This window comes from Robertkochia solimangrovi (assembly GCF_007279655.1).
GTDB lineage: Bacteria > Bacteroidota > Bacteroidia > Flavobacteriales > Flavobacteriaceae > Robertkochia > Robertkochia solimangrovi.
Window position 1 is genome coordinate 176,229 of sequence record NZ_QKWN01000001.1, and the last position, 23,016, is coordinate 199,244.

17 protein-coding genes are annotated in these 23,016 nt (G+C 40.1%); 3 read left to right on the forward strand and 14 right to left on the reverse strand.

Annotation, left to right across the window (positions count from 1 at the left end; translation table 11 throughout):
* The first annotated feature begins 13 nt into the window (after positions 1–13).
* Entirely contained in the window at positions 14–1,042 is a 1,029-nt protein-coding gene (locus tag DMZ48_RS00725) for an endonuclease/exonuclease/phosphatase family protein (RefSeq protein ID WP_143953187.1), read from the forward strand.
* A 6-nt stretch (positions 1,043–1,048) separates the two neighbouring features.
* On the opposite strand, the gene DMZ48_RS00730 is transcribed toward DMZ48_RS00725, so the two are convergent.
* The 10 genes from DMZ48_RS00730 to uvrC all read right to left on the reverse strand — a co-directional run bounded on the left by DMZ48_RS00730 (position 1,049) and on the right by uvrC (position 16,484).
* Positions 1,049–1,492, reverse strand: coding sequence for a hypothetical protein (locus DMZ48_RS00730; protein WP_143953188.1), 444 nt, complete (start codon positions 1,490–1,492; stop codon positions 1,049–1,051).
* A gap of 135 nt (positions 1,493–1,627) precedes the next feature.
* Positions 1,628–4,264 (reverse strand): TonB-dependent receptor, encoded by a 2,637-nt coding sequence (locus DMZ48_RS00735; RefSeq protein WP_143953189.1) that lies wholly within the window; start codon positions 4,262–4,264, stop codon positions 1,628–1,630.
* A gap of 169 nt (positions 4,265–4,433) precedes the next feature.
* Positions 4,434–6,071 carry a glucose-6-phosphate isomerase gene (gene pgi, locus DMZ48_RS00740; RefSeq protein WP_143953190.1) on the reverse strand — a complete coding sequence of 546 codons (1,638 nt, stop codon included), beginning with the start codon at positions 6,069–6,071 and terminating at the stop codon, positions 4,434–4,436.
* A 1-nt stretch (position 6,072) separates the two neighbouring features.
* Positions 6,073–7,374, reverse strand: coding sequence for a M23 family metallopeptidase (locus DMZ48_RS00745; protein ID WP_143953191.1), 1,302 nt, complete (start codon positions 7,372–7,374; stop codon positions 6,073–6,075).
* Positions 7,375–8,340 carry a tryptophan 2,3-dioxygenase family protein gene (locus DMZ48_RS00750; protein WP_143953192.1) on the reverse strand — a complete coding sequence of 322 codons (966 nt, stop codon included), beginning with the start codon at positions 8,338–8,340 and terminating at the stop codon, positions 7,375–7,377.
* A complete protein-coding gene (locus DMZ48_RS00755) occupies positions 8,340–9,131 on the reverse strand; it encodes a DUF3108 domain-containing protein (RefSeq protein WP_143953193.1) in 792 nt (263 codons plus the stop codon). Before DMZ48_RS00755 ends, DMZ48_RS00750 begins: the two co-directional genes overlap by 1 nt.
* Positions 9,132–9,884: 753 nt before the next feature.
* The gene (hppD, locus tag DMZ48_RS00760) at positions 9,885–11,024 is read right to left on the reverse strand and encodes a 4-hydroxyphenylpyruvate dioxygenase (protein WP_143953194.1); all 1,140 of its coding nucleotides are present in this window, start codon (positions 11,022–11,024) and stop codon (positions 9,885–9,887) included.
* Between the two features lie 200 nt (positions 11,025–11,224).
* Positions 11,225–12,382, reverse strand: coding sequence for a homogentisate 1,2-dioxygenase (locus DMZ48_RS00765; RefSeq protein WP_143953195.1), 1,158 nt, complete (start codon positions 12,380–12,382; stop codon positions 11,225–11,227).
* Between the two features lie 62 nt (positions 12,383–12,444).
* Positions 12,445–14,676, reverse strand: coding sequence for a patatin-like phospholipase family protein (locus tag DMZ48_RS00770; RefSeq protein ID WP_242009068.1), 2,232 nt, complete (start codon positions 14,674–14,676; stop codon positions 12,445–12,447).
* Between the two features lie 20 nt (positions 14,677–14,696).
* Positions 14,697–16,484 carry an excinuclease ABC subunit UvrC gene (uvrC, locus tag DMZ48_RS00775; RefSeq protein WP_143953196.1) on the reverse strand — a complete coding sequence of 596 codons (1,788 nt, stop codon included), beginning with the start codon at positions 16,482–16,484 and terminating at the stop codon, positions 14,697–14,699.
* 216 nt (positions 16,485–16,700) lie between these two features.
* Here uvrC and DMZ48_RS00780 point away from each other — a divergent pair, with 216 nt between their 5' ends.
* Both DMZ48_RS00780 and DMZ48_RS00785 read left to right on the forward strand, forming a co-directional pair.
* The gene (locus DMZ48_RS00780; RefSeq protein ID WP_143953197.1) at positions 16,701–17,099 is read left to right on the forward strand and encodes a hypothetical protein; all 399 of its coding nucleotides are present in this window, start codon (positions 16,701–16,703) and stop codon (positions 17,097–17,099) included.
* Between the two features lie 3 nt (positions 17,100–17,102).
* Positions 17,103–17,672, forward strand: a complete 570-nt coding sequence (locus tag DMZ48_RS00785) for a 5-formyltetrahydrofolate cyclo-ligase (protein WP_143953198.1) — start codon at positions 17,103–17,105, stop codon at positions 17,670–17,672.
* On the opposite strand, the gene DMZ48_RS00790 is transcribed toward DMZ48_RS00785, so the two are convergent.
* From DMZ48_RS00790 to ileS, 4 genes are all read right to left on the reverse strand, one after another.
* Entirely contained in the window at positions 17,669–18,295 is a 627-nt protein-coding gene (locus DMZ48_RS00790; protein WP_143953199.1) for a lipoprotein signal peptidase, read from the reverse strand. The two genes, DMZ48_RS00785 and DMZ48_RS00790, sit on opposite strands and share 4 nt — an antisense overlap.
* Before the next feature lie 77 nt (positions 18,296–18,372).
* On the reverse strand, positions 18,373–19,092 hold the full coding sequence (locus DMZ48_RS00795) for a DUF4097 family beta strand repeat-containing protein (RefSeq protein WP_143953200.1): 720 nt from the start codon (positions 19,090–19,092) through the stop codon (positions 18,373–18,375).
* The gene (locus DMZ48_RS00800; protein ID WP_143953201.1) at positions 19,052–19,435 is read right to left on the reverse strand and encodes a TraR/DksA family transcriptional regulator; all 384 of its coding nucleotides are present in this window, start codon (positions 19,433–19,435) and stop codon (positions 19,052–19,054) included. Before DMZ48_RS00800 ends, DMZ48_RS00795 begins: the two co-directional genes overlap by 41 nt.
* A gap of 4 nt (positions 19,436–19,439) precedes the next feature.
* On the reverse strand, positions 19,440–22,838 hold the full coding sequence (gene ileS, locus DMZ48_RS00805; RefSeq protein ID WP_143953202.1) for an isoleucine--tRNA ligase: 3,399 nt from the start codon (positions 22,836–22,838) through the stop codon (positions 19,440–19,442).
* Between the last annotated feature and the right edge of the window lie 178 nt (positions 22,839–23,016).

A 23,016-nucleotide genomic window follows, 5' to 3' on the forward strand; every position in this document is an offset into this window, starting at 1 on the left:
TAATTACGATCCCATGAAATATATTCTGATCCTTCTGACCCTTATGTCCATATCTGTGAGCGCCCAAATGGACAAATACCAATTAGTATTGATCGCCTTTTACAATGCTGAAAACCTTTTCGACACTTCCAGAGACACCCTGATTCTGGATAATGCCCGTACTCCCGGAGGAAGATATCAATGGACTGAAGAGCGATATCAGAAAAAATTAAGAAATCTGGCAAAGGTTTTAGCCAATATCGGCGCTGCTCCATACCTGAGAATGCCCGATATTATAGGACTTGCTGAAATAGAAAATCGAAAAGTGCTGGAAGACCTGATCACTACCGGGTCATTACAGCGATATCCATTAGGGATTCTACATATTAATTCGCCCGATGAAAGAGGTATTGATACGGCAATTATCTATAATCGTGACACCTTTATACCGGTATCTGTAAAAGCACATCCCTTACGAATTTACTCAGAGGAAGGATTCCGCGACTATACCCGCGATCTATTTCTGGTTTCCGGGTATTTGAAAGGAGAATTGGTTTATATTATGGTAAATCACTGGCCTTCCCGAGGGGGTGGAAAAAGAAGTGTATTCAACCGTGAAATTGCTGCCCGACAGGTAAAACGTAAAACAGATTCCATCCTATATAGAAACAGTGCGGCTAAGATCATCATTATGGGGGATTTCAATGACAATCCAACCGATCATAGCATAAAAGACATAATGAAAACTTCCGGTAACAGGCAAACTATCAGTAAAGGTCAATTGTTCAATACGACCGAGAAACTGTATAAATCCGGATTAGGTACTCATGCCTATCGCGATGAATGGAATTGTTTTGACCAGTTTATGATCAGCCAAGGATTATTAAATAATAGTAAAGGATATCGATATTGGCGTTCAGGCATCTTTAATCCGGCATTTCTGAGACAAAAGAAAGGCCGCTACAAAGGTTATCCTTTTCGAACTTATTCAGGCTTGAACTATACGGGTGGATACAGTGATCATTTCCCGGTTTATCTATACCTGATCCAACAGATTAATTAAAGAGATTTAGGCCAACCAAATATCGTAAGGAATACGAAGTAGGATCAATACGAGTCCGATACCATAGAATAAAGCGATCTTCCCGAATTTACGTTTAGAACTCACCTCTTTCTTATGCTTACTCCAACCGATCGTGATCAAAGCAACAGCGATAAGATTAGTAACCGGGTGTTCCACAAGGATCAGACGAAGCAGGCTATCGCCCATAACGCCACCGGTTTGCCAGGCATCAAAACGAGGTGTCATAAAATAAAGCACGAGTCCGAGCAATAATTGTATATGCGTAAAAATAAGCGCAAACAAGCTAACTCTAAGATCTTTAGCCATAGTAAAGTCCTTATTCTTGAAATAACCCGTTAGGGCATTTAAAACAGCGATAACAAGAATGATCAGTGTAAAATAAGCCCAATATGAATGAAGGGTGTTTACAACGCTATAGGCAGAACTCATGATTATATATATTGAAGTTGAACGTTCAAATGTAAGGATTTTTACCCATATCGGATATAACTCAAACGAAACTAAAATAAAAAAACCTGCAAGTTCAATACCTGCAGGTTTTTTATATACTGTGATAGAATACTCTTAGAAATTATATCTTACTGAGAAGTTCCAGGTAAGTCCGTTTCCGTAGAAATATCCGTAGTTATCTTTTTGGTTGATATATTCCTTATCAAAAAGGTTATATGCATTTCCTCTTAAAACGATGTTATTGTCACCGAAATTGAACTTATAGGTTGCTCCAAGATCGAACAGAGAATACGCATCTAACTTTTCAGCCTGATAGGTCTCACCTGCCTCAGAAGAAGCAACAACGTCCTCTACGTCAACAAATCCATAGAGATTTGCATACCCGTTCCAGTCAGCATCAACAGTAAGTACATCTGGAATGATCTGATAAGAAGTCCCTAAACCATAAGAAGTTTGAGGAGCCTGTCCAACATAAGTCCCGGTAAGATCAACATTATACGAAGCAACCTGCTCATTATTCGTGTTGTTTCTAACATTCACAGGAGATGATCCATCATATTTCCAATCACCGATAGTGAATTGCCCTCTAAGCATAAAACCATAAGTTGGTCTCCATTTACCATCGATCTCAATACCTTTGTGCAACTGACCGATATTTGTAAAAGAGAATCCTGCATCATCAATAAACTCACCACCTGGAAGCGTGTACTCTCCGGTAGTATACAAGTATCGATTATCCCATTTCGTGATATAACCATTAAGGTTGGCTACGAAATCTCCAGCTTCAAACCTATAACCAGCTTCAAATCCGAAGATCTCCTCGTTATCAACTTCCGGATCAGCATACATTGTATTATCATCATAGGAAGGGAAGATGTTATCAAGGAATGGTTGTCTTGAATATTTACCACTATTAACATAGACGGTATTTCCTTCTATAAAGTTCCATGATACACCACCTTTGATGTTGTAACCTGAAATGTTCTTTGTTGAAGATTCTTTTGGAGTAGCGAAATTACCTCGATCTTCTCTTTTATAAGACTGGTTTGAGATTGCCCCTTGAACGAAAGCAGTGAAACCATTATTAGCATACTCTACTTGTCCGAAAGCCCCCTGATAATTGATATTCTCTGAATAATCATAATCGATTCTTTCATCTTCATCTGCATAGTTAAAAAGAGCCGCCCATGGATCCGGGTTGAAAGTCGCAGACACAACATAATCGTCTGGTCTTCCTGCAATTGGTTCAACACGCCCGTCAAGTCCTAAAAGATCGGTAATCTCACGGAAGTGATCTCCTGCATAGAATCTGAAATCAGCACCTACATTAAAAGTAAAGTTCTTTAATGTATCATAGCTATAGTTAAATACTGTACCATACCAAGCGTGGTTATTTACAGAAGCTCTTAAGATAGTTCCGTTATAACCCTGGCTTAAATTATTCGCAACACTTGGGTTGTAAGTGTTCACAATATAGTTCCAGTCAATAAGACCGTTACTTGAAAGATAAGCTCCTCTTGTATCAGGATCTCCATTATCTACATAAGAAACTCCATTTCCGTAGTCTCCTGTTCCACCACCTCTACCAAATGATGCATAAACAACAGTAGAGAAACTTGATTTTTCAGAAATGTTCCAGTCCCAGTTTAAGTTAAGTACGGGCTTGTGATAAAAGTTTCTTCTAAGTGAAAGATATTCTCCGTTCTTAAATCCATAGTTGTTATTAAAACGAATTCCATACTTATCATAAAGTTCCTGACTCTTTGAAAAATTCTGATCGTGCCATTGTGGTGCACCGGTGATGAGGAAGTTAAAGTTATGGTCTCCTGCTTTTTTACCAACAGAAAAGAAATAGTTCTGACCCTGACCTTTAGTCCCGTTAGCATACTTACTGTGTGCCTGCCAGTAATCTAGAAGGAATGAGAATCCCCATCCACTGTCACTCATTCCTGTATTATAAGAAGCAGTTGTTTTGAAGTAACTTCCATTACCAACCATCACTCTCGCAAATCCTCCTTCAGTTTTATCAGTAGCACGTGTAACGATGTTAACCGTACCTCCCACAGAAGAAATCGCAAGTTTCGAAGAACCTAATCCACGCTGAATCTGAACACCATTGGCAACATCAGACATACCTGACCAGTTTGACCAGTACATATTTCCATCTTCCATACCATTGATCGGTTGACCGTTAAGAAGGAACGCAGTGTTATTCTGACCAAAACCTCGAACAAACATTTGTGAATCTCCAAAACCTCCCGACTGGTTAGAAACATAAACGTTAGGGGTGTTTTTCAAAACTTCAGGAAATTCAACATTACCTACGGCTTTGGTTTGAATTTCAGTTACACTAACAGATGAAACCGCGATAGGTGTTTGACGATCATTTGCGAGGTCGATTACTCCCGACCCTACAACTACAACACCTTCCAATTCTTCTGCATTGGAATTCAAAGTAATTGTACCAAGGTCCAGAGAACCTCCGCTTAAAGTGAATCGTACATCTTTAGATACAAAACCAAGGTAAGAAAATGTCAATACCCCGGTATTGGAATCCACATTGATAGTAAAGTTCCCATCAAAGTCAGTAGTGGTTCCGGTTGATGAACCTTTTACCATTACATTAGCTCCCGGAAGTGGTTCGCCAAGATCGCCATCGACTACCTTACCGGTAATCACCCCCTGTGCAAAAGCAGTGGTAACTGTAAGAAATAATACTGCAGTTAAAAAACAGTTGTAAATTTTTCTCATTGAATAATTGATTTTTGTTTGTCCCGCAAAATTCCTCTATTCGAAGAATTCTGAGTTTACCTAAATGTTAAATAAAATTAAACTAAAACAAAAATAGCTGAAAAACTCAATTTGATGAGATTCAGCTATTTATAAATATAAATTTTATGTATTTGTTAATTGTTAGCCTTTATTTCTTAAAATGTGTTAACAAATTAACGGTAGATTTATCATGTTTTCCGATTTCGGGACTTTTTATGTCTTTAAGAATGTTGTTCGCAAGCTGCTTTCCAAGCTCAACTCCCCATTGATCGTAGCTGAAAATGTTCCAGATCACTCCCTGAACGAAAATTTTATGCTCATACATTGCGATGATCTCCCCTAAAGATTGCGGTGTTAGTTTGTCGATCAGAATGGTGTTCGTCGGCTTATTTCCTTCAAATAATTTAAAAGGTAATAGCTTTTCAATTTCTGCTTCCGACATCCCTTTATCCTTTAATTCAGCTACTACCTCATCCTTTTCCTTACCCATTAGCAGGGCTTCGGTCTGAGCAAAGAAATTCGCCATTAGCTTATCATGGTGATCAGTATCCCCATGAAGAGATTCCATGAATCCGATAAAATCTGCCGGAATTAATTTAGTACCCTGATGTATCAACTGGAAAAATGCATGTTGAGAGTTCGTTCCGGGCTCTCCCCAGATAATTGTTCCTGTCTGATAATCTACGCGATTACCAGAACGGTCAATACTTTTACCGTTACTCTCCATGATTCCCTGCTGCAAATAGGCTGATAAACGATGTAGATATTGTGTATACGGAATGATCGCTTCGCTTTCCGCTCCATAGAAATTGTTGTACCATACACTTAGTAAAGCCAGTACCACCGGTATATTCCTTTCAAAGGGCGTTTCTTTGAAATGATTATCCATCGCTCTTGCTCCATCCAGCATTTTCTCGAAATTATCATAGCCCGCAGCCAGTGCGATCGACAATCCTACAGCGCTCCAAAGTGAGAATCGACCTCCTACCCAATCCCACATAGGGAAAACATTATCCGGGTGGATTCCAAATTCATCAACCTTTTCGAGGTTGGTCGATACTGCAACGAAATGTTTGGCTACATCTTCCTGTTTTGCATGCTCCAGAAACCATTTTCGAATCGTAGTTGCATTGCTAATGGTTTCCTGCGTCGTAAAGGTTTTCGAAACAATAACAAAAAGTGTTGTTTCGGGATCTAGGCCTTTCAACGATTCATAGACATGATCTCCGTCGACATTGCTAACGAAGCGTACATTGAGATGATTCTCATAAAATTTAAGCGCCTCGGTAACCATTGCCGGCCCCAGGTCTGAACCACCGATTCCTATATTTACGACGTCGGTAAATGCTTTTCCGGTATAGCCCTTTCTGGTACCGTCGATCACTTCGTTAGAAAATGATTTGATCTTTTCCCTTACGGCATATACTTCAGGAATCACATTCACACCATCCACCAACACTTCATCCTTGGCAGCAGCTCTCAGTGCCGTATGCAGTACTGCACGACCTTCGGTTTCATTGATGATATCCCCCCCGAAATAAGCCTTAATAGCCTCCTTTAGTTTGACATCTTCAGCGAGCTCCAACAAAAGATTAAAGCTGGTATTGTCGATTCTGTTCTTGGAAAAGTCCAGATAGAAATCATTCCATTCAATTTTGAAGCGGTCAGCCCTTGCAGGATCTTCCTTGAAAAGGGCCTGCATCTGCATTCCTTTTACTTCTTCAAAATGTTCTTTTAATTTATTCCAGGCCTGCGTTCCTTTCGGATCAATCGCGGATAAAGCCATATTATTGATTTAATGTTATTAATTCATTCTCAAGCGAATCCTTGTTTTCCTCAGGATAGGCTATAGCCTCCAGCTGTAAACGTACCGGAGAGATGAAATCCATGTAACGCGTTCTCAAACTATCATGAATCGGTTCTGCATCAGGCAACTTCTGACGGAACGGATCCACCTGGCTCCCGTTTTTCCAGAAACGGTAACAAACGTGAGGCCCACTCGTATTCCCAGTCATCCCAACGGTCCCTATCACATCACCCTGCTTAACGAAATCACCGACTCTTACCAGTCGTTTCTGCATGTGCAGATACTGTGTTGAATAAGTGCTGTTATGTTTGATCTTAACAAAGTTCCCATTACCTCCACGGCGCGTAGATTCGATTACGGTTCCATTAGCTGTCGCAAGTATAGGAGTTCCTACCGGTGCTGCGAAATCAGTGCCCTTATGAGGACGGATCTTGTTTCCGTAATAGGCAATTCTTCTTTTAAGATTGTATCGTGAAGAGATTCTGCTGAATTGAACCGGAGCTCTCAGGAAGGCTCTTCTTAAGTTCTTGGCATCTTCATCGAAATAATCTATAATATGTTTCGTAGAATCCGTTTCGAACCTAAACGCATAAACCGGCTCACCCTTATGTTCAAAATAAGCAGCTTTGATCTTGTCGATACCTGCATAGATCGTATCGTCGATATACTTCTCAGTGAAGATAACCTTAAACCGGTCTCCCTCCTGAATTCTGAAGAAATCGATCGTCCAGGCATAAATATCAGAGAGTTTATAGGCGATAAGCGGACTCATACCCTGCCCCTGAAAGGTCTCGTACAGCGTACTGTTAATCACTCCGGCTGCTTCTCTTTCCACTATTTTTACAGGCTTACTACCTTTGATAACCTTGGTTGAATCCCGAAAATCGACCACTACATAATCGATCGTATTAGGCTGATAGATAAAACATAACGGGCGCTGCAATGAATCTTCTTTATTACAAAGTAATGTATAAGGTTTCCCTGCCTGAAGGCTTGCAATATTAAAAGAATCCTTTGCTCCTTCAACGATCTGGTAGATCTCAGGATAATCAAGTTTATTCCGCTGAAGGATAGCTCCGAAACTATCACCGGATTTTATAGTATCTCTGACAACATGATAGTCGTTCAGATTATAACCGAATTCGTGAACTTCTATCGGTTTAACCTCTTCAGGTTTTATGGTCACCACCGATTCTTCCACTTTTGTGGGTTTAGTTTCCTCCTTACATCCTCCTGCCAATGCTCCAACAAGCATCAGGCCTACCAATACATTTTTAAACATTTACTCTTTAATTTTCGGATTAAAAATATGATCTACCCATTGTTTGCCCCAATCCGACTTTTCACGATCAGTCCAAAATTCAGGAAAAAAGATGATTTTCTGAAAATTTGGAGGTAAATATTGTCGCCAATTTGTTCCACCGGTAGCATCGATCGCTTTTTCTCCTTTGCTAAGGTGGCGATATGCCGCCCCCATATGCATGAGATTCCAGTTAACATTCGCGTTCACATCTAAAGCTCGCATAGCCTCGATAAGTCTGGGGTTTTCTCTGGCCTCCCGGGGTAGTGCCAGATATTTATCATATAAGGTCATCCCCTTAACCGCGTGCGCAATTCGCATAAAGCGAGGGGTATATCTATATTCGAATTGTTTCAGGGTGAGCGTTTTCTCTCCTGTCGCTGTATCAACGGCACCTTTCTTCCAATATATATTCTCATAGAGTTCTTCTAATGAACTCGAGCTATCAAATTTACCAACTACCGTATTATGCACCAAATTGATCAGTGGCGTCGCATAGATCTCTATCATTCTGAATTGAGCAGACTGAAACCCACTGGCCGGAAGTAGCGACATCCTGTATTGCAGGAATTGTTCACGATCCATTCCGTTGATCATAATATCAAAGGAAGAAATCAGTGCTTTATAGTAATTATTGATCCGATTGATCCGCTGTACATAAAAATCAACCTGTTGCAACTTATCATCAATGATCTGTTTTTGTTCATGGATGATCAGTTTAAAATATAATTCTGTGATCTGGTGATACATAATGAAGATCTCTTCATCCGGAAAATGTGTCCTTGGAACCTGCAGACTCAAAAGCGTATCCAAATGGATGTAGTCCCAATAGGTCAGGTATCGTTCGTGCAGTAATCCATCGAGATAAGAACCGAGGTCCTGACCCGAATTTTTGTATTTCTCTTCAAGTTTTGCAATGCGCTCTTCAATCTCCGCTCTAATCGCCATTAATCAACTTTAATTTTAAATTGATGTTTCAATCCTTTAAATGCCTCCAGGTCTGCCTTCAGAGACCCGATCATCAAGTCTGCTTTAATTCGAATCGGCACTTTATTCTTATCATCTGAAACCCAAAGTGTTAAGCTTTCCTCTTCTTTAAAGACCCTCCCAGATTGTACATAAGGCCGAAATTTAAGACAATTTACATTACCAAACTTGGTATTTACCTCTTCTCTTCCCAGGAATTTAAGTTTAAATCGAAATGGTTTATCATCATCATACAACAAATCCAATATAATTTCCTCTCCCACCTTGAGATCTTCTGCCTGATAATTCTCTCTAAGAAAATAAAAAGCCGATAACAGATCCTGAATTTCATTATTGGTTTCTATTGTCTTGGTAGTTCCGTGCTTATGATTGGTCACCACCGCCTCGTTATCCTGATGATTGAAATTTATTTCAAGATCCTTGGTATACCCTCCTTCATCGATCTGTCTGATAAACCGGTAGGGCTTTCCATCCTGTTTATCAAAATAACTCTCATAATTATCGTCTACCGCAAAAAACCAACGGGCAAGTCCGGTGGTCTTGCCTTTCCCCACCACATGATATACCGATTTTCCTTTTAGCATTTCATCTTTTAACTCCAGAGTTGCATAGCTGGCGTTGAACACTCCGTAATGTATTCGAAACTGAAACCATTCACCACCCTGAAAAGAAGAATTAAACACAGGTTCTTCGTTCTGATAAGCAAAACTGGTCAGTAAAAATATTAGTATGACAGGGATAATTTTTCTCATGTTCTGAATATGGCGTAAAAATAATAAAATCAGAAACATTTACTGTTCAAACGCAGCAAAATCAAAATATTGTCAATACAGAATTTTTAACACACCCTAAAAGTATAAATCCTTCAGAATTAATTTATTCCGCATCGCATCATTTACTTACAAATTCGAATCCAGCAAATGCCCCGGCATATTTAACTGCAACAGCCATGCCATTAATAAGACGACCAAAAAGTATCCTTGTTACAACGGTAATATCCAATATTACAGTAAACAGTGAAGCAGTAAGGCAGTAAGGCAGTAAGCAGTAGGCTGTAAACCGTAAGCTGTTTTCCGTTTCCCGTTTTCTAATTAAGGAAACAAATATCAAAATCGAAAGTTTAAAATGTCACAGGCGAATTCAAATTAATTAATCCTTAACCCTGTTACCTGTTACGTTGTGACGTTGTTACTTGTAACCATTTAACGTGTCACCTTGTAACATAAATAGCAGAAAACGCAACACACATTACCATAAGTGATTACGAAGCGTATTAAAAGAAAAAAGCCCGGCGCGAAGCCGGGCTTTTCCATTAACCAACCAAAAACTTTAAATTATGAAAACTTTACTTAAAGTCAGCAAAAGGGCACCACCCACTTTTGCGACTGCAAATATACGTCGAGTTCCGAGTTTTGTCCTCGCGTTATTATAAGTTTAACTTTTTTAACAACCAGAATGCAACGGGTTGAAAAAAACAGTGTGTTTTTGGCAACAATTCGGTCATTTTATAGCGTTCCACGCATTTCCTGTTCCCTTTCAATCGCCTCAAAAAGGGCTTTAAAGTTTCCTTTACCAAAGGATTTTGCACCTTTTCTTTGAATTATTTCAAAGAACATAGTCGGCCTGTCGAGAACTGGCTTTGTAAATAGCTGTAATAAATAGCCTTCATCATCCCGATCGATCAAGATTCCCAATTCCTTAAGCGGCTCCAGATCTTCGTCTATTTCACCTACACGATCCAGAACTGTATCATAATAGGTCTCGGGAACATAGAGAAATTCCACACCTCTTGACTTAAGCGCTTTGACTGTTTCAATAATATTATCGGTAGCAACTGCAATATGCTGGACACCGGCTCCATTATAGAAATCGATATATTCTTCGATCTGAGATTTTTTCCTCCCTTCAGCAGGCTCGTTGATCGGAAATTTGATCCTTCCGTTTCCATTGCTCATCACTTTACTCATCAAGGCTGTGTAATCGGTGGAAATATCCTTATCGTCAAAGGAAACCAATTGGGCAAATCCCATAACTTTCGCATAGAATTGACACCATTTATTCATCTCATTCCAACCAACATTACCCACCATATGATCGATATACTTAAGTCCGACCGGAGCAGGCTTAAATTCCGGATTCCATGCTTTAAAACCAGGCATAAACGCTCCGGAATAATTCTTTCTTTCCACGAAGATATGTACGGTTTCTCCATAGGTATGAATCCCTGACAAAACAACCTCCCCTTGGTCATCAGAAATAGTCTTCGGCTCCATATAGGGCTCTGCTCCACGCTTAACGGTTTCTTCAAAACTTTGAGTTGCATCATCGACCCAAAGGGCAACCACTTTCACCCCATCTCCATGTTTTTCAATATGCGCATTCACATCGCCTCCCTTTTGCAAAGGAGAAGTCAGCACTAACCTGATCTTATCCTGCTGAAGTACATAGGAGACCCGGTCTTTCATTCCTGTTTCCAAACCCGAATAGGCAACCGGTTGAAAACCCCACGCGGTTTGGTAATAATGGGCCGCCTGCTTGGCATTCCCAACATATAATTCAACGTAATCTGTTCCCAGCAATGGCAGAAAATCCGCTGCTGACTCAACTGTTTTATCAAGGTTTAAAGATGATGTATCTGTAGTCATAATATTCAATTTTTATCATATCCCGCATCCTGTTAAAGCAATGATCTGACCACTAGGAACAGCGAAGATATGATCGTTTTTTTAATAGCAATTTAGTAATACTCCCAATAAATTCAAGCTCGCTTAGCTGCCTGACTCAATGAAATTACCTCACCACATCGCTCTGAGATGAGCCGTTATGTCTACTCTGTAATTAAGCATTAGTCAAGCCAGGATTTATGATAAGATTCATCTGCAATCTCCATCGCTTGTTTAGTAACCTTAAGCGGCTTGAACGTATCTACCATCACAGCGAGTTCGTCGGTCTTTGTTTTACCGATACTTCTCTCAACAGCGCCCGGATGCGGACCATGAGGTATGCCGGCCGGATGTAGCGAAATATGTCCTTTATCAATATCATTCCTACTCATAAAATCACCGTCAACATAGTACAACACCTCGTCTGAATCAATATTGCTGTGATTATAAGGAGCCGGAATACTTTCCGGATGGTAATCATACAACCGGGGCACAAAACTGCACACTACAAAAGCATCCGTTTCAAAGGTCTGGTGAACCGGCGGCGGCTGATGTATCCTGCCAGTTATGGGTTCAAAATCATGAATACTCAAGGCATACGGGAAATTAAATCCGTCATAACCCACAACGTCAAACGGATGTGTAGCATAGACCACATCGAATATTTCTTCCTGTTTTTTGATCTTGATCAGAAAATCACCTTTTTCATCATTGGTTTCCAGGGTTTCGGGGACTCGGATATCCCTTTCACAAAAAGGAGAATGTTCCAATAATTGTCCAAACCAGTTTCGGTATCGCTTAGGGGTGTATATAGGCCTTCTCGATTCCACTATAAAAAGACGGTTATCTTCATCATCAAAATCCATTTTATAAATAGTCCCTCGCGGAATCAGCAAATAATCGCCATACCCAAATTTCAGATTTCCGAGATGCGTTCGCAAGGTACCACTTCCTCTATGAATGAAGACAAGTTCATCCGCATCGGCATTCTTATAGAAATATTCAGTGGATCTGTTTTCCGGTGCGGCAAGAATTATGGTACAATCACTATTGGTAAGCACAGGAACCCTGCTCTCCAGATAATCTTTGGCAGGTTTAACCCTGAAACCATGAAAACGATAGGACTTTATATTATTTTCAATAGCGATCTCCGGAGAAACCTTTCTTTTACCCAGAATCTCCTTTACCTGTGTCGGACGATGTACATGATACAGGTTGGTCGACATTCCGTCAAAACCAATGGTGCCAAAAAGTTGTTCGTAATACAGTGACCCGTCGGGTTTCTTAAAGATGGTATGTCGCTTATGAGGTATATTTCCAAGTCTATGATAAAAAGGCATTTCGCAAACGTTTGAATATTCCAAATATCGGAATAATAAAGGAGATTCCTGCTAATAATTTCTTAAAACCAGAACCCTACATTTACTGACCAGAAACTGTTATTTCCTTCAGGTGACCAGTTATATTTCAACTCGACCGGTCCTACGAATGACTCGAAACTATATCCACAGGCATATCCCGTATAATCTGGCACTTTAAACCACTCTCCTCCTTCAAAGATATTGTCATCTGCATTCGCAAAATTGGCCATAAAATTTATGTGACTTTTAGGGATAAACTCCCAATCGAGATTCAAAGAAGTCTTCACATAACTATCCCCCCCAAAGCTCAGATATTCATACCCTACAAAAGGAGACATGTTCACCGGCAGATCATTACCGTAGCCACCCAGGATGAAATCGAGCGAACCGATCTCTGCATCCCCCAGAGTGAAACCACCTTCCATAAACAAATTCATAGATAAACGATGATATACCGGCAATGCAAAGCCCATTTTTAGTTTTGCCACTGAATACCCCATAATATCTCTGGGCTTGTAATCGGTTCCGAACATATAGGTATTCCAGTCTGCATCAAAAAAGAAACCCCTGGTCGGAAAATATTTATCATCCAGCGAATCGAACTTTATAAAAGCATAAGGCCCTAAGTAATTACTGTTATAAAACACCAGTTTACTTTGTTCTTCCGGCACCACGGTTTCCGTTTGGATTTTCAGTAATTCATGCTCAACACCCAAACCTACATTAAACTCCTCATTCCAAACCGTTTGCATATAAATCTGGTTGACAAGATCATCGAATTCCAGATCCAGCTTATTAACAGTCGACAATAAATTCGGAGCAGTCTCAGCTGCAAAATTAAAATCGATATCCTTCACAAAGGTGTTGAATCTCGATCGAACCCCCAGACTCCAATAAAACCCCTTATCTATATAATAGTCGAAATTATAACGAAGATTATCACCAAGAATAAAATCAAACGACGCAACATCATCTTTAAATAATAAATGCTTTTTGGTAATATTGATAAGGCCTGCTGTCTGATAAAGATCATCATAATGCACACCGAGTTTGAGGAAGGTCTCCGTAGTCCTTTCTTTTACATGCAGGTCCAACGCATACCCGTCCTCATTTGGCCTGATCACATATTTCAAACTTTTAAAGTTATTAGTAGCAGCCAGGGTATTGAACCCTTGATCCAATTTCTGAAAATTGGTGTATTGTTCTGTGTCATATCTTAATTTCCCCTTGATATAAGCCCTGGAATATTGCTCATTCCCTCTGATATAAACACTATTGATATGAAAACTATCCAGTTTCTGAATTGGATAGTGCTTACGCAGCTCTCCGGATTGCAACATGGCAAGACTATCTAAAGGAATCTTCTGCTTCAATGCCGCACGATATCCATTGTTAATGATACTGTCTCCCTGATCAAAGGAGATAACGGAGTAATCCTTAATATCCGGTTTAACATAGATATCGGTTTCTCCCCGCTTGTTCTTCATATCATTCACGGTCCGGTAATTATTGATCTGCAGCAACACTCCAGTCGCTGAATTCAATTCATCTCTTTTGGATAATGGGTCCTGTACATCCACCCCTATAATAATATCAGCCCCCATAGCCCTTACCTCATCGATCGGATAATTGTTCACCACCCCACCATCGATCAAAATACGATTTTCGATCTCAACGGGTTCAAAAAGTGAAGGAAACGCACCACTTGCAGTAATAGCCAACGGCAGATAACCTCTATCCAGCTTCACCATTTCACCAGTCTCCACATCGGTCGCAATACAGAAGAAAGGGATCGGTAATTTATTGAAATCCTCTACATCATTAACGTGGAATAACAGTTCATTGAGCAGGTTATAGACATTCTGCCCTGTTGAAATAGCAGAAGGAAAAGAGATTCGTAATTTTTCAAACGGCAGCTTTAATGCATACTTCTCCTGATTCTGTTTCTCATAAAAGGACATAGTGGAACGAGGCACATACCCCTGAATCAGTTTGGTGAAATCAACATCTTTAAATATGGAATCGAGCTCATTGGCCGAATAACCCGATGCATATAAAGCACCTACGATCGCCCCCATCGAAGTACCTCCGATATAATCGATTCTTACACCCGATTCTTCGATAACCCTCAAAGCACCGATATGAGCCAATCCTTTAGCCCCTCCACCACTCAGAACGAGACCGACTTTCAGGTCATTATCAAAGGCTTCTTCCTGTGCATACAGAGAGAAAGCCAACCCGATGAATACGATTAGTAAGTATTGTTTCTTCACAGTGTTAAATTAAAGAATTTTCAATGAAGCGCCTTATAAATTTTTGCTGCCTTTGAAGCGCCCACAACTTCGGTAAGACTTTCAAGTGATGCCTCTTTTATACGTTTTACGGATTTAAAATTCCTGTAGAGTTCTTCAGCGGTTTTTTTACCGATTCCGTCAATATTTTCAAGTTCCGAACCTATTGCAGATTTACTTCTTTTATTTCGATGAAAGGTAATCCCAAAACGATGTGCCTCATTTCGCAACTGTTGTATGATCTTTAGCGTCTCAGACCGCTTATCGAGATACATCGGTACTGGGTCATCCGGATAATAGATCTCTTCAAGACGTTTTGCAATCCCGATAATTGCAATTTTACCTCTCAAACCTAAAAGATCCAGACTCTTTAATGCTGAACTCAATTGCCCTTTACCCCCATCGATCACGATAAGCTGCGGCAACTCCTCACCTTCTTCAAGCAACCTGCGGTACCTGCGATGCACAACCTCCTCCATGGAAGCAAAATCATCTGGTCCATCCACAGTTTTTATGTTAAACTTCCTGTAATCCTTTTTACTGGGCTTCCCGTCTTTAAAAACCACGCATGCGGCAACAGGATTCGTACCCTGTATATTTGAATTATCAAAACATTCAATATGGCGCGGCTCTCTGGAGAGCCTCAGGTCAGATTTCATCTGAGCCATGATCCTGTTCGTATGACGGTCAGGATCCGTTATCTTTATTTGTTTAAAACGTTCCTGTTTATAAAATCGTGCATTTCTTTCAGAAAGTTCCACCAATCTTTTTTTATCACCCAGCTTTGGAACCGTAACCTTGACATCTTCCCCTACATTGATCTTAAAGGGAACATAGATCTCCTTGGATCTTGAATGGAACAAATTTCGGATCTCAGTCACTGCAAGTTCAAGCAACTCCTTATCAGATTCATCCAGTTTCTTCTTCATCTCTACGGTATGCGCACGAATTATAGAGCCAAATGACAATTGAAGAAAATTGACATAACCATAGCCCTCATCAGATATAATGCTAAATACATCAACGTTACTGATCTTTGGATTCACCACAGTCGATTTCACCTGATAGTTTTCAAGAACTTCTATTTTCTCCTTGATACGCTGGGCATCTTCAAATTTCATTTCAGCGGCATACGCCTTCATCTGCTCCCGAAACTGCTGCAACGAATCCTTGAAATTCCCCTTGATAATTTCTCTTATGGCCGCAATTTGCTCATCATAGGATTGTTGCGATTGCAAACCCTCACAAGGCCCCTTACAATTACCCAAATGATATTCCAGACAGACTTTATATTTCCCGTTTTCTACCTTAGCAGCGGAGAGATCATAATTGCACGTACGTAAGGAATAAAGTCCCTTGATCAGATCCAGTAGGGTTCTGATGGTCTTCATGCTGGTATAGGGACCGTAATATTCCGAACCATCACGAATAACTTTTCGTGTTGGAAAAACCCTGGGAAATCGCTCATTCTTAATACAGATCCACGGATAAGTCTTATCATCTTTCAGCAAGACATTATAGCGAGGTTTGAATTTTTTGATCAGATTGTTCTCAAGTAGTAATGCATCGGTTTCGGTAGGCACTACAACATGCTTGATAGAACTGATCTTTCGCACCAAAACTCTTGTTTTTCCATATTCATGGTTCTTAACAAAATAGGAAGTGACTCTTTTTTTAAGATTTTTAGCCTTTCCTACATAGAGTATAACGTCATTTTTATCATAAAACTGATAGACCCCGGGACTCTCGGGTAACGTTTTTAACTGGATATCAAGTGGAGTTTCCTGCATAATAATTCCCTGATTCAGGATTGAATCGCTGACACAAAGTTAGTGGTCCATTAAGAAATCTCATGCAAATTACAGTAATTTAAACTTTACAACAACCTTCTTTTAACCTCAAAGAAGCTACTATTCATCTAATAATCAATGCAAGACTCAAATTATTAATTATATTTACCATGTTAAATGTCCCAAACAACGAGTACTGAATATAAAATGCCTGAAATGGAAGGAAAAATTGACTTAACCTTAATTATCAGTAAAGATCAGAATTACCTGGAAATGTCTGCCCGGTCCTTTGAGATCAATCAATCTTTATTGCATATTGAAAAGATCGCTTCTCCAGAATCTGCATGCGAAACTCTTTCCCGACGATTATCTGAAGACGCTTCGATCAAGAATATACTATTCGATATAAATATGGAATGGTGTACGGCCAGATCACTTTTTGAAAATCTGAGTAAATACAGCACTGAATCTCCTAGCTGCCTGAACTTCTTTTTATTGAACAGCGGAATAAACAGACTTGAAGCGCAAGCGATCGAGGAAATCAATTTTCATTCACCTCACAATATCAAAGGTATTTCAGTGAATGAGCTACATAATATCACTGAAGCCATCTGATCAATGGAAAAGGCCCGACTCCGTAGCCTGTATAAAAAGTTGCGAAACGAGCTTGGCAGCGATGAAATCGAATCAAAGAGCATTTCAATTGCCAACCAAGCTTTAAAAATGGATATATGGAATCATAATTGTTACCATATCTTTCTCAGTATTGAACAACAAAAGGAGATCGACACTTCCTTTCTACTAAGTATTCTTCAAGGTAAAGACAAAGACATTACCGTTTCCAGATCAGATTTTAAAACAGGAGAATTGGAACATATACTCCTAACCGACAACACCAAAATCAGCATTAATAATTACGGTATCCCTGAACCGGTAAACGGAATAGCTATCTCTCCTGAAAATATCGATGTTGTTTTCATCCCGCTTCTTGCCTATGACGAACATGGCAACCGAATTGGATACGGAAAAGGATTCTACGATCGCTTTCTGAGTAAATGCAAGGCTAATACCAAAAAGATCGGACTTTCCTTCTTTCCACCAGAGCATAAGATCACGGATATCCATGAAGGCGACATTCGGCTTGATGCATGCATCACACCAGAAGCTATTTATTATTTTGAAGTTTAGTCTTCCTTTTTCTTTGGAAAGGCTTTCTTATTAAAAACGATCAAAACCCCTACTCCTGTACTGATCGCCGTATCTGCAATATTAAAGACCGGCTCAAAGAATCTGAAGTTTTTACCTCCTACAACGGGCACCCATTCTGGCCATGTGGTATCGATCATTGGAAAATGAAGCATGTCGACCACTTTACCATGAAATAACGACCCATAAGGTTCAGATGAAAACAAGGTTGCCACCTGCCCATAAGAATCATTGAAAATGACTCCGTAAAACACTGAATCAATAATATTACCCAAAGCACCGGCAAAGATCAGAGATATTGCAACCATAAGGGTTATGCTACTCTTTTTTCTGGCAGAATCATATAACCAGTAACCGATTCCACAGATTGCCACAATACGAAATAAGGTAAGCGCAAGCTTTCCGGCTTCCTCAGAAACAAATGGAATTATATCGCTAATTCTTGTACCCCAGGCTGCCCCTTCATTCTCTATAAAGAGTATTCTGAACCAACTGAAGACTTCGGTATATTCACCGAGTACAAAATGAGTCTTAATATAAATCTTTGAGAACTGATCGATCAAAAGGATCAGCACGATAAACAGCGTAGCTTTCTTTAACGACATTATTTCAGCGTGTCTAATTTTAATTCGTTATTTCGGTTCACAACCGGTAGGTATGCAAGAAGCCAAAAATAAGAATATTATTCGTTTTCATTGATGTGTATATTTCCATTGACTGAATTAAATCGGAATTCACTTCCTCCCGGAACAACCTTTCCTTTAAAAATCTTACCATAGGAAGATTCTGCCCTGGCGATGACGCCTTTTATACCGGAAGCATGGATGTCGCCTGAAAATGTCCTTACCTCTATAAGTCCTGAAGTACCGACAAGGAATACAGGACCATCATAGGTCTTGATCTCCAAATCAGAGAAATTCCCTTTTGGCAACACTCTTGTGGCATGACCACTTAATGAAACTTTCACGGATTCCGGAACACTGATCACCAGATCAACAGAAACAACTTTATGAGCACTGAGTTTATCATTCGGATCTTTAAAAAGCGGCATAAACCTGCTTTCCACAAAAAGACTGGATCCCTTCTGATCTGCAGTGATCACAAGATCATTCCTGTACTCTCCCTCCATAGAAGCTATAATCGTAACCGAAGGTTTTCGATGGGTGTGTAATTCCACTCTGTACATCTGATCTGCATTGATATTAACAGAAGTAAGGTCATGGGCATCAAACACCTTTTCCAATACTTTCTGTGCAGCAGCCGGACTAACGGATGCGAACAAAGAAAAGAACAGAAATGCTACAAAAAAACGCTCTTTGACAGAGCGTTTGTATAGTAAAAAGTTATTTATCCGATTCAAATCAACTTTGCATATTCTTTGCTTCGATACTGAGTGTTGCATGAGGAACAAGTTTCAATCGCTCTTTATTGATCAGCTTTCCTGTAACTCTGCATATACCATAGGTCTTATTCTCAATACGAACCAAAGCATTCTTAAGATCCCTGATGAATTTTTCCTGACGGATCGCAAGTTGCGTGTTCGCTTCCCTGCTCATGGTCTCTGACCCCTCTTCAAACGCCTTAAATGTAGGCGAGGTATCATCGGTACCATTGTTACCGTCATTTTTATATGAGCTCTTCAACAGATCCAGATCCATTTTAGCTTTTTCGATCTTATTTTCAATAAGAACTCTGAATTCATCCAGGTCCTTATCCGAGTACCTTACTTTAATATCTGCATCCATAGTACTAGTGTTTTTGTATGAACAATCTGGTATTGACCTCATCAAAAGCAATATCTGTGCCGAGTTCAAGGTGTTCTTCAAAATTCAAATGTGCTGTCAGTGTCTCTGCTTTTATATATTCAAGATTACTCTGAACAGCCTCTTCTACAAATCCATCTTTCTGAAGCTTGACATCAATTTTATCAGTCACTTCAAAACCGGAATCCTTACGAAGGTTTTGAATTCTGTTCACCAATTCTCTCGCAACTCCTTCTTTGCGGAGGTCTTCGGTGATTGTAACATCCAGGGCTACTGTAATTGCTCCTGAGCTGGCCACTAACCAACCTTCTATATCCTGCGATGATATTTCAACTTCATCGCATTCTAAAATAATACTTTTTCCATTAATATCAAGTGTGATTGACCCCTCCCGTTCGATATGTTGTATATCTTTTTGGTCGAATGCACTTATTGCATTGACAATCAACTTCATATCTTTACCGAAACGCGGACCTAACACCTTGAAATTCGGTTTGATCTGTTTCACCAGTATTCCGGAAGCGTCATCGATTAGTTCGATCTCTTTGACATTAACCTCCGACTTTATCAGGTTTTCCACCTCCTTGATCTCAGCCTTCTGAGCTTCGTCAAGAACCGGAATCATTACTTTTTTAAGGGGTTGTCTCACTTTGATCATTTCCTTCTTACGCAATGACAACACAAGGGAAGAAACGATCTGAGCTTTTTCCATTTTGCTCTCCAGTGATTTATCAACAAAATTTTCAACACTTACCGGAAATTTTGCAAGGTGAACACTCTCGCTTTTCTCCTTTCCGGAAACAGCATTCAAGTCTCTGTACAACTGATCCATAAAGAATGGCGCCACCGGGGCTCCCAGCTTAGCAACAGTTATGAGACAGGTATATAACGTCTGATACGCTGATATCTTATCCGTCCCGTAATCACCTTTCCAAAAACGTCTTCTGCTCAAACGTACGAACCAGTTACTCAGGTTCTCCTGAACAAAATCAGAGATAGCACGACTCGCTTTTGTCGGTTCATAATCTGCAAATGCCTCATCGACTTTAGCGACAAGTGTATTTAACTCTGAAAGAATCCAGCGATCTATTTCCGGACGTTGCTCGAAAGGCACTTCATCTTCCGCGTATGTGAAATTATCGATATTCGCATACAGACTAAAGAACGAATAGGTGTTGTAAAGCGTACCGAAGAACTTCCTTCTTACTTCTGCTACGCCTTCCAGATCGAACTTAAGGTTATCCCATGGATTGGCATTACTGATCATATACCAACGGGTGGCATCCGGGCCATACTCCTCAATGGTCGTAAACGGATCTACAGCATTCCCCAGTCTTTTAGACATTTTCTGTCCGTTCTTATCGAGTACGAGTCCGTTTGATACTACATTCTTATAGGCAACAGAATCGAATACCATGGTCCCGATAGCATGAAGTGTATAAAACCAACCTCTGGTCTGATCGACACCTTCTGCAATATAATCTGCAGGAAATGCTTTACCTTCATCGATCTTTTCCTTATTCTCAAAAGGATAATGCCATTGTGCATAAGGCATTGATCCGGAATCGAACCATACATCGATCAGATCACTCTCACGTTTCATTTCCTTACCTGAAGGAGCCACGAGAACGATCTTGTCTACTACATTTTTATGGAGATCCACTTTTTCATAGTTCTCCTCACTCATATCCCCAACAACAAAGTCATCGAATATATCCTGTGCCATGAAACCTGCAGCAACAGATTTTTTCATTTCAGCTTTCAATTCCTCAACAGAACCTATGATCAGCTCCTCTTTACCGTCTTCCGTTCTCCATATCGGCAAAGGTATTCCCCAGAATCGGGAGCGTGAAAGATTCCAGTCATTGGCATTTTGCAACCAGTTTCCGAATCGACCTTCACCGGTTGCTTTAGGCTTCCAATTGATCGTTGTATTCAGATCGAACATACGATCTTTAATTTCAGTCACTTTGATGAACCAGGAATCCAGCGGATAATAAAGTACCGGCTTATCAGTTCTCCAACAATGCGGATAACTATGGACATATTTTTCAACCTTAAAGGCTTTATTCTCTTCTTTGAGCTTGATAGCGATCTCTACATCTACAGACTTCTCCGGAACTTCGGCATCACTGTAATACTCATTCTTCACATATTTACCGCCGATCTCAGCTAATTCTTCACGAAATCTTCCCTGAAGATCTACCAGTGGTACAGGATTGTTATTCTCATCCAGTACCAGCATCGGTGGCACTTCAGGTTTCGCTTCTCTGGCTACCTTGGCATCATCCGCACCAAATGTCGGTGCAGTATGTACAATACCAGTACCATCTTCAGTAGTTACGAAATCTCCCGAAATAACACGGAATGCATTTTCCGGGTGTTGATACGGCAACGCATAATTCAGCAACTGCTCATAACGAGATCCGACGATAGCTGCTCCTTTGAAGGATGCGACCACAAGGAAAGGTATCTTCTTGTCTTCGCTGCTATAATTCTCAAGATCAGTCTCGCTTTCAGCTTCAGTATATTTTCCCGCAAAGGTTTTTGATAACAGTGGCCTCGCCAACACCAGGTTAACCGGTTCAAAGGTATATTGATTAAAGGTCTTTACCAGTACATAATCAATTTTCGGCCCTACAGTAAGAGCAGTGTTTGATGGTAAAGTCCATGGTGTTGTGGTCCAGGCAAGAAAATGCACGGCTCCAAACCCTTGCAGAACTTCCGGAAGACTATCCTGTACCGCTTTGAACTGCGCGATTACGGTAGTATCCGAAACGTCCTTATACGTACCCGGCTGATTTAGCTCATGTGAACTCAAACCGGTACCGGCCTTTGGTGAATAAGGCTGAATGGTATAACCTTTATACAGCAGATTCTTATCATAGATCTGTTTCAGCAACCACCAAACGCTTTCCATGTATTTGGATTTATAGGTAACATACGGATCTTCCATATCCACCCAATACCCGATCTTACGGGTCATATCATTCCAAATATCAGTATATCGCATCACTGCCTTTTTACAGGCAGCATTATATTCTTCAACAGAGATCTTTGTCCCGATATCTTCCTTGGTAATACCGAGTTCCTTTTCTACTCCTAGCTCCACAGGAAGACCATGGGTATCCCATCCGGCTTTTCTTTTAACCTGAAATCCTTTCTGGGTTTTATATCTACAGAAAATATCCTTGATCGTTCGGGCCATTACGTGGTGAATACCCGGTAAACCGTTAGCGGACGGCGGGCCTTCAAAAAACACGAAGGGTTTATTGCCCTCTCTTTCGGTAATACTTTTTTCAAAAATGCCATTATCTTCCCAGTACTTCAGAATCTCTTCTGCAGTACGTGGTAAATCCATTGCCTTATATTCTGTAAACTTCATTTATCTAAAAAAATACCTTGTCGTATTAAAGTTGGCAAAAATACTAAATTTCAGCGAATTGACCCTTTATTAAACCTTTAAAATACCGTAAAGCAAAGCGTTCCCGGATTTAAATCACTGTATTTCTGAATATTTCCATAAATTAAAAGCGGGACAATTCTGACCACGGCGAATATAC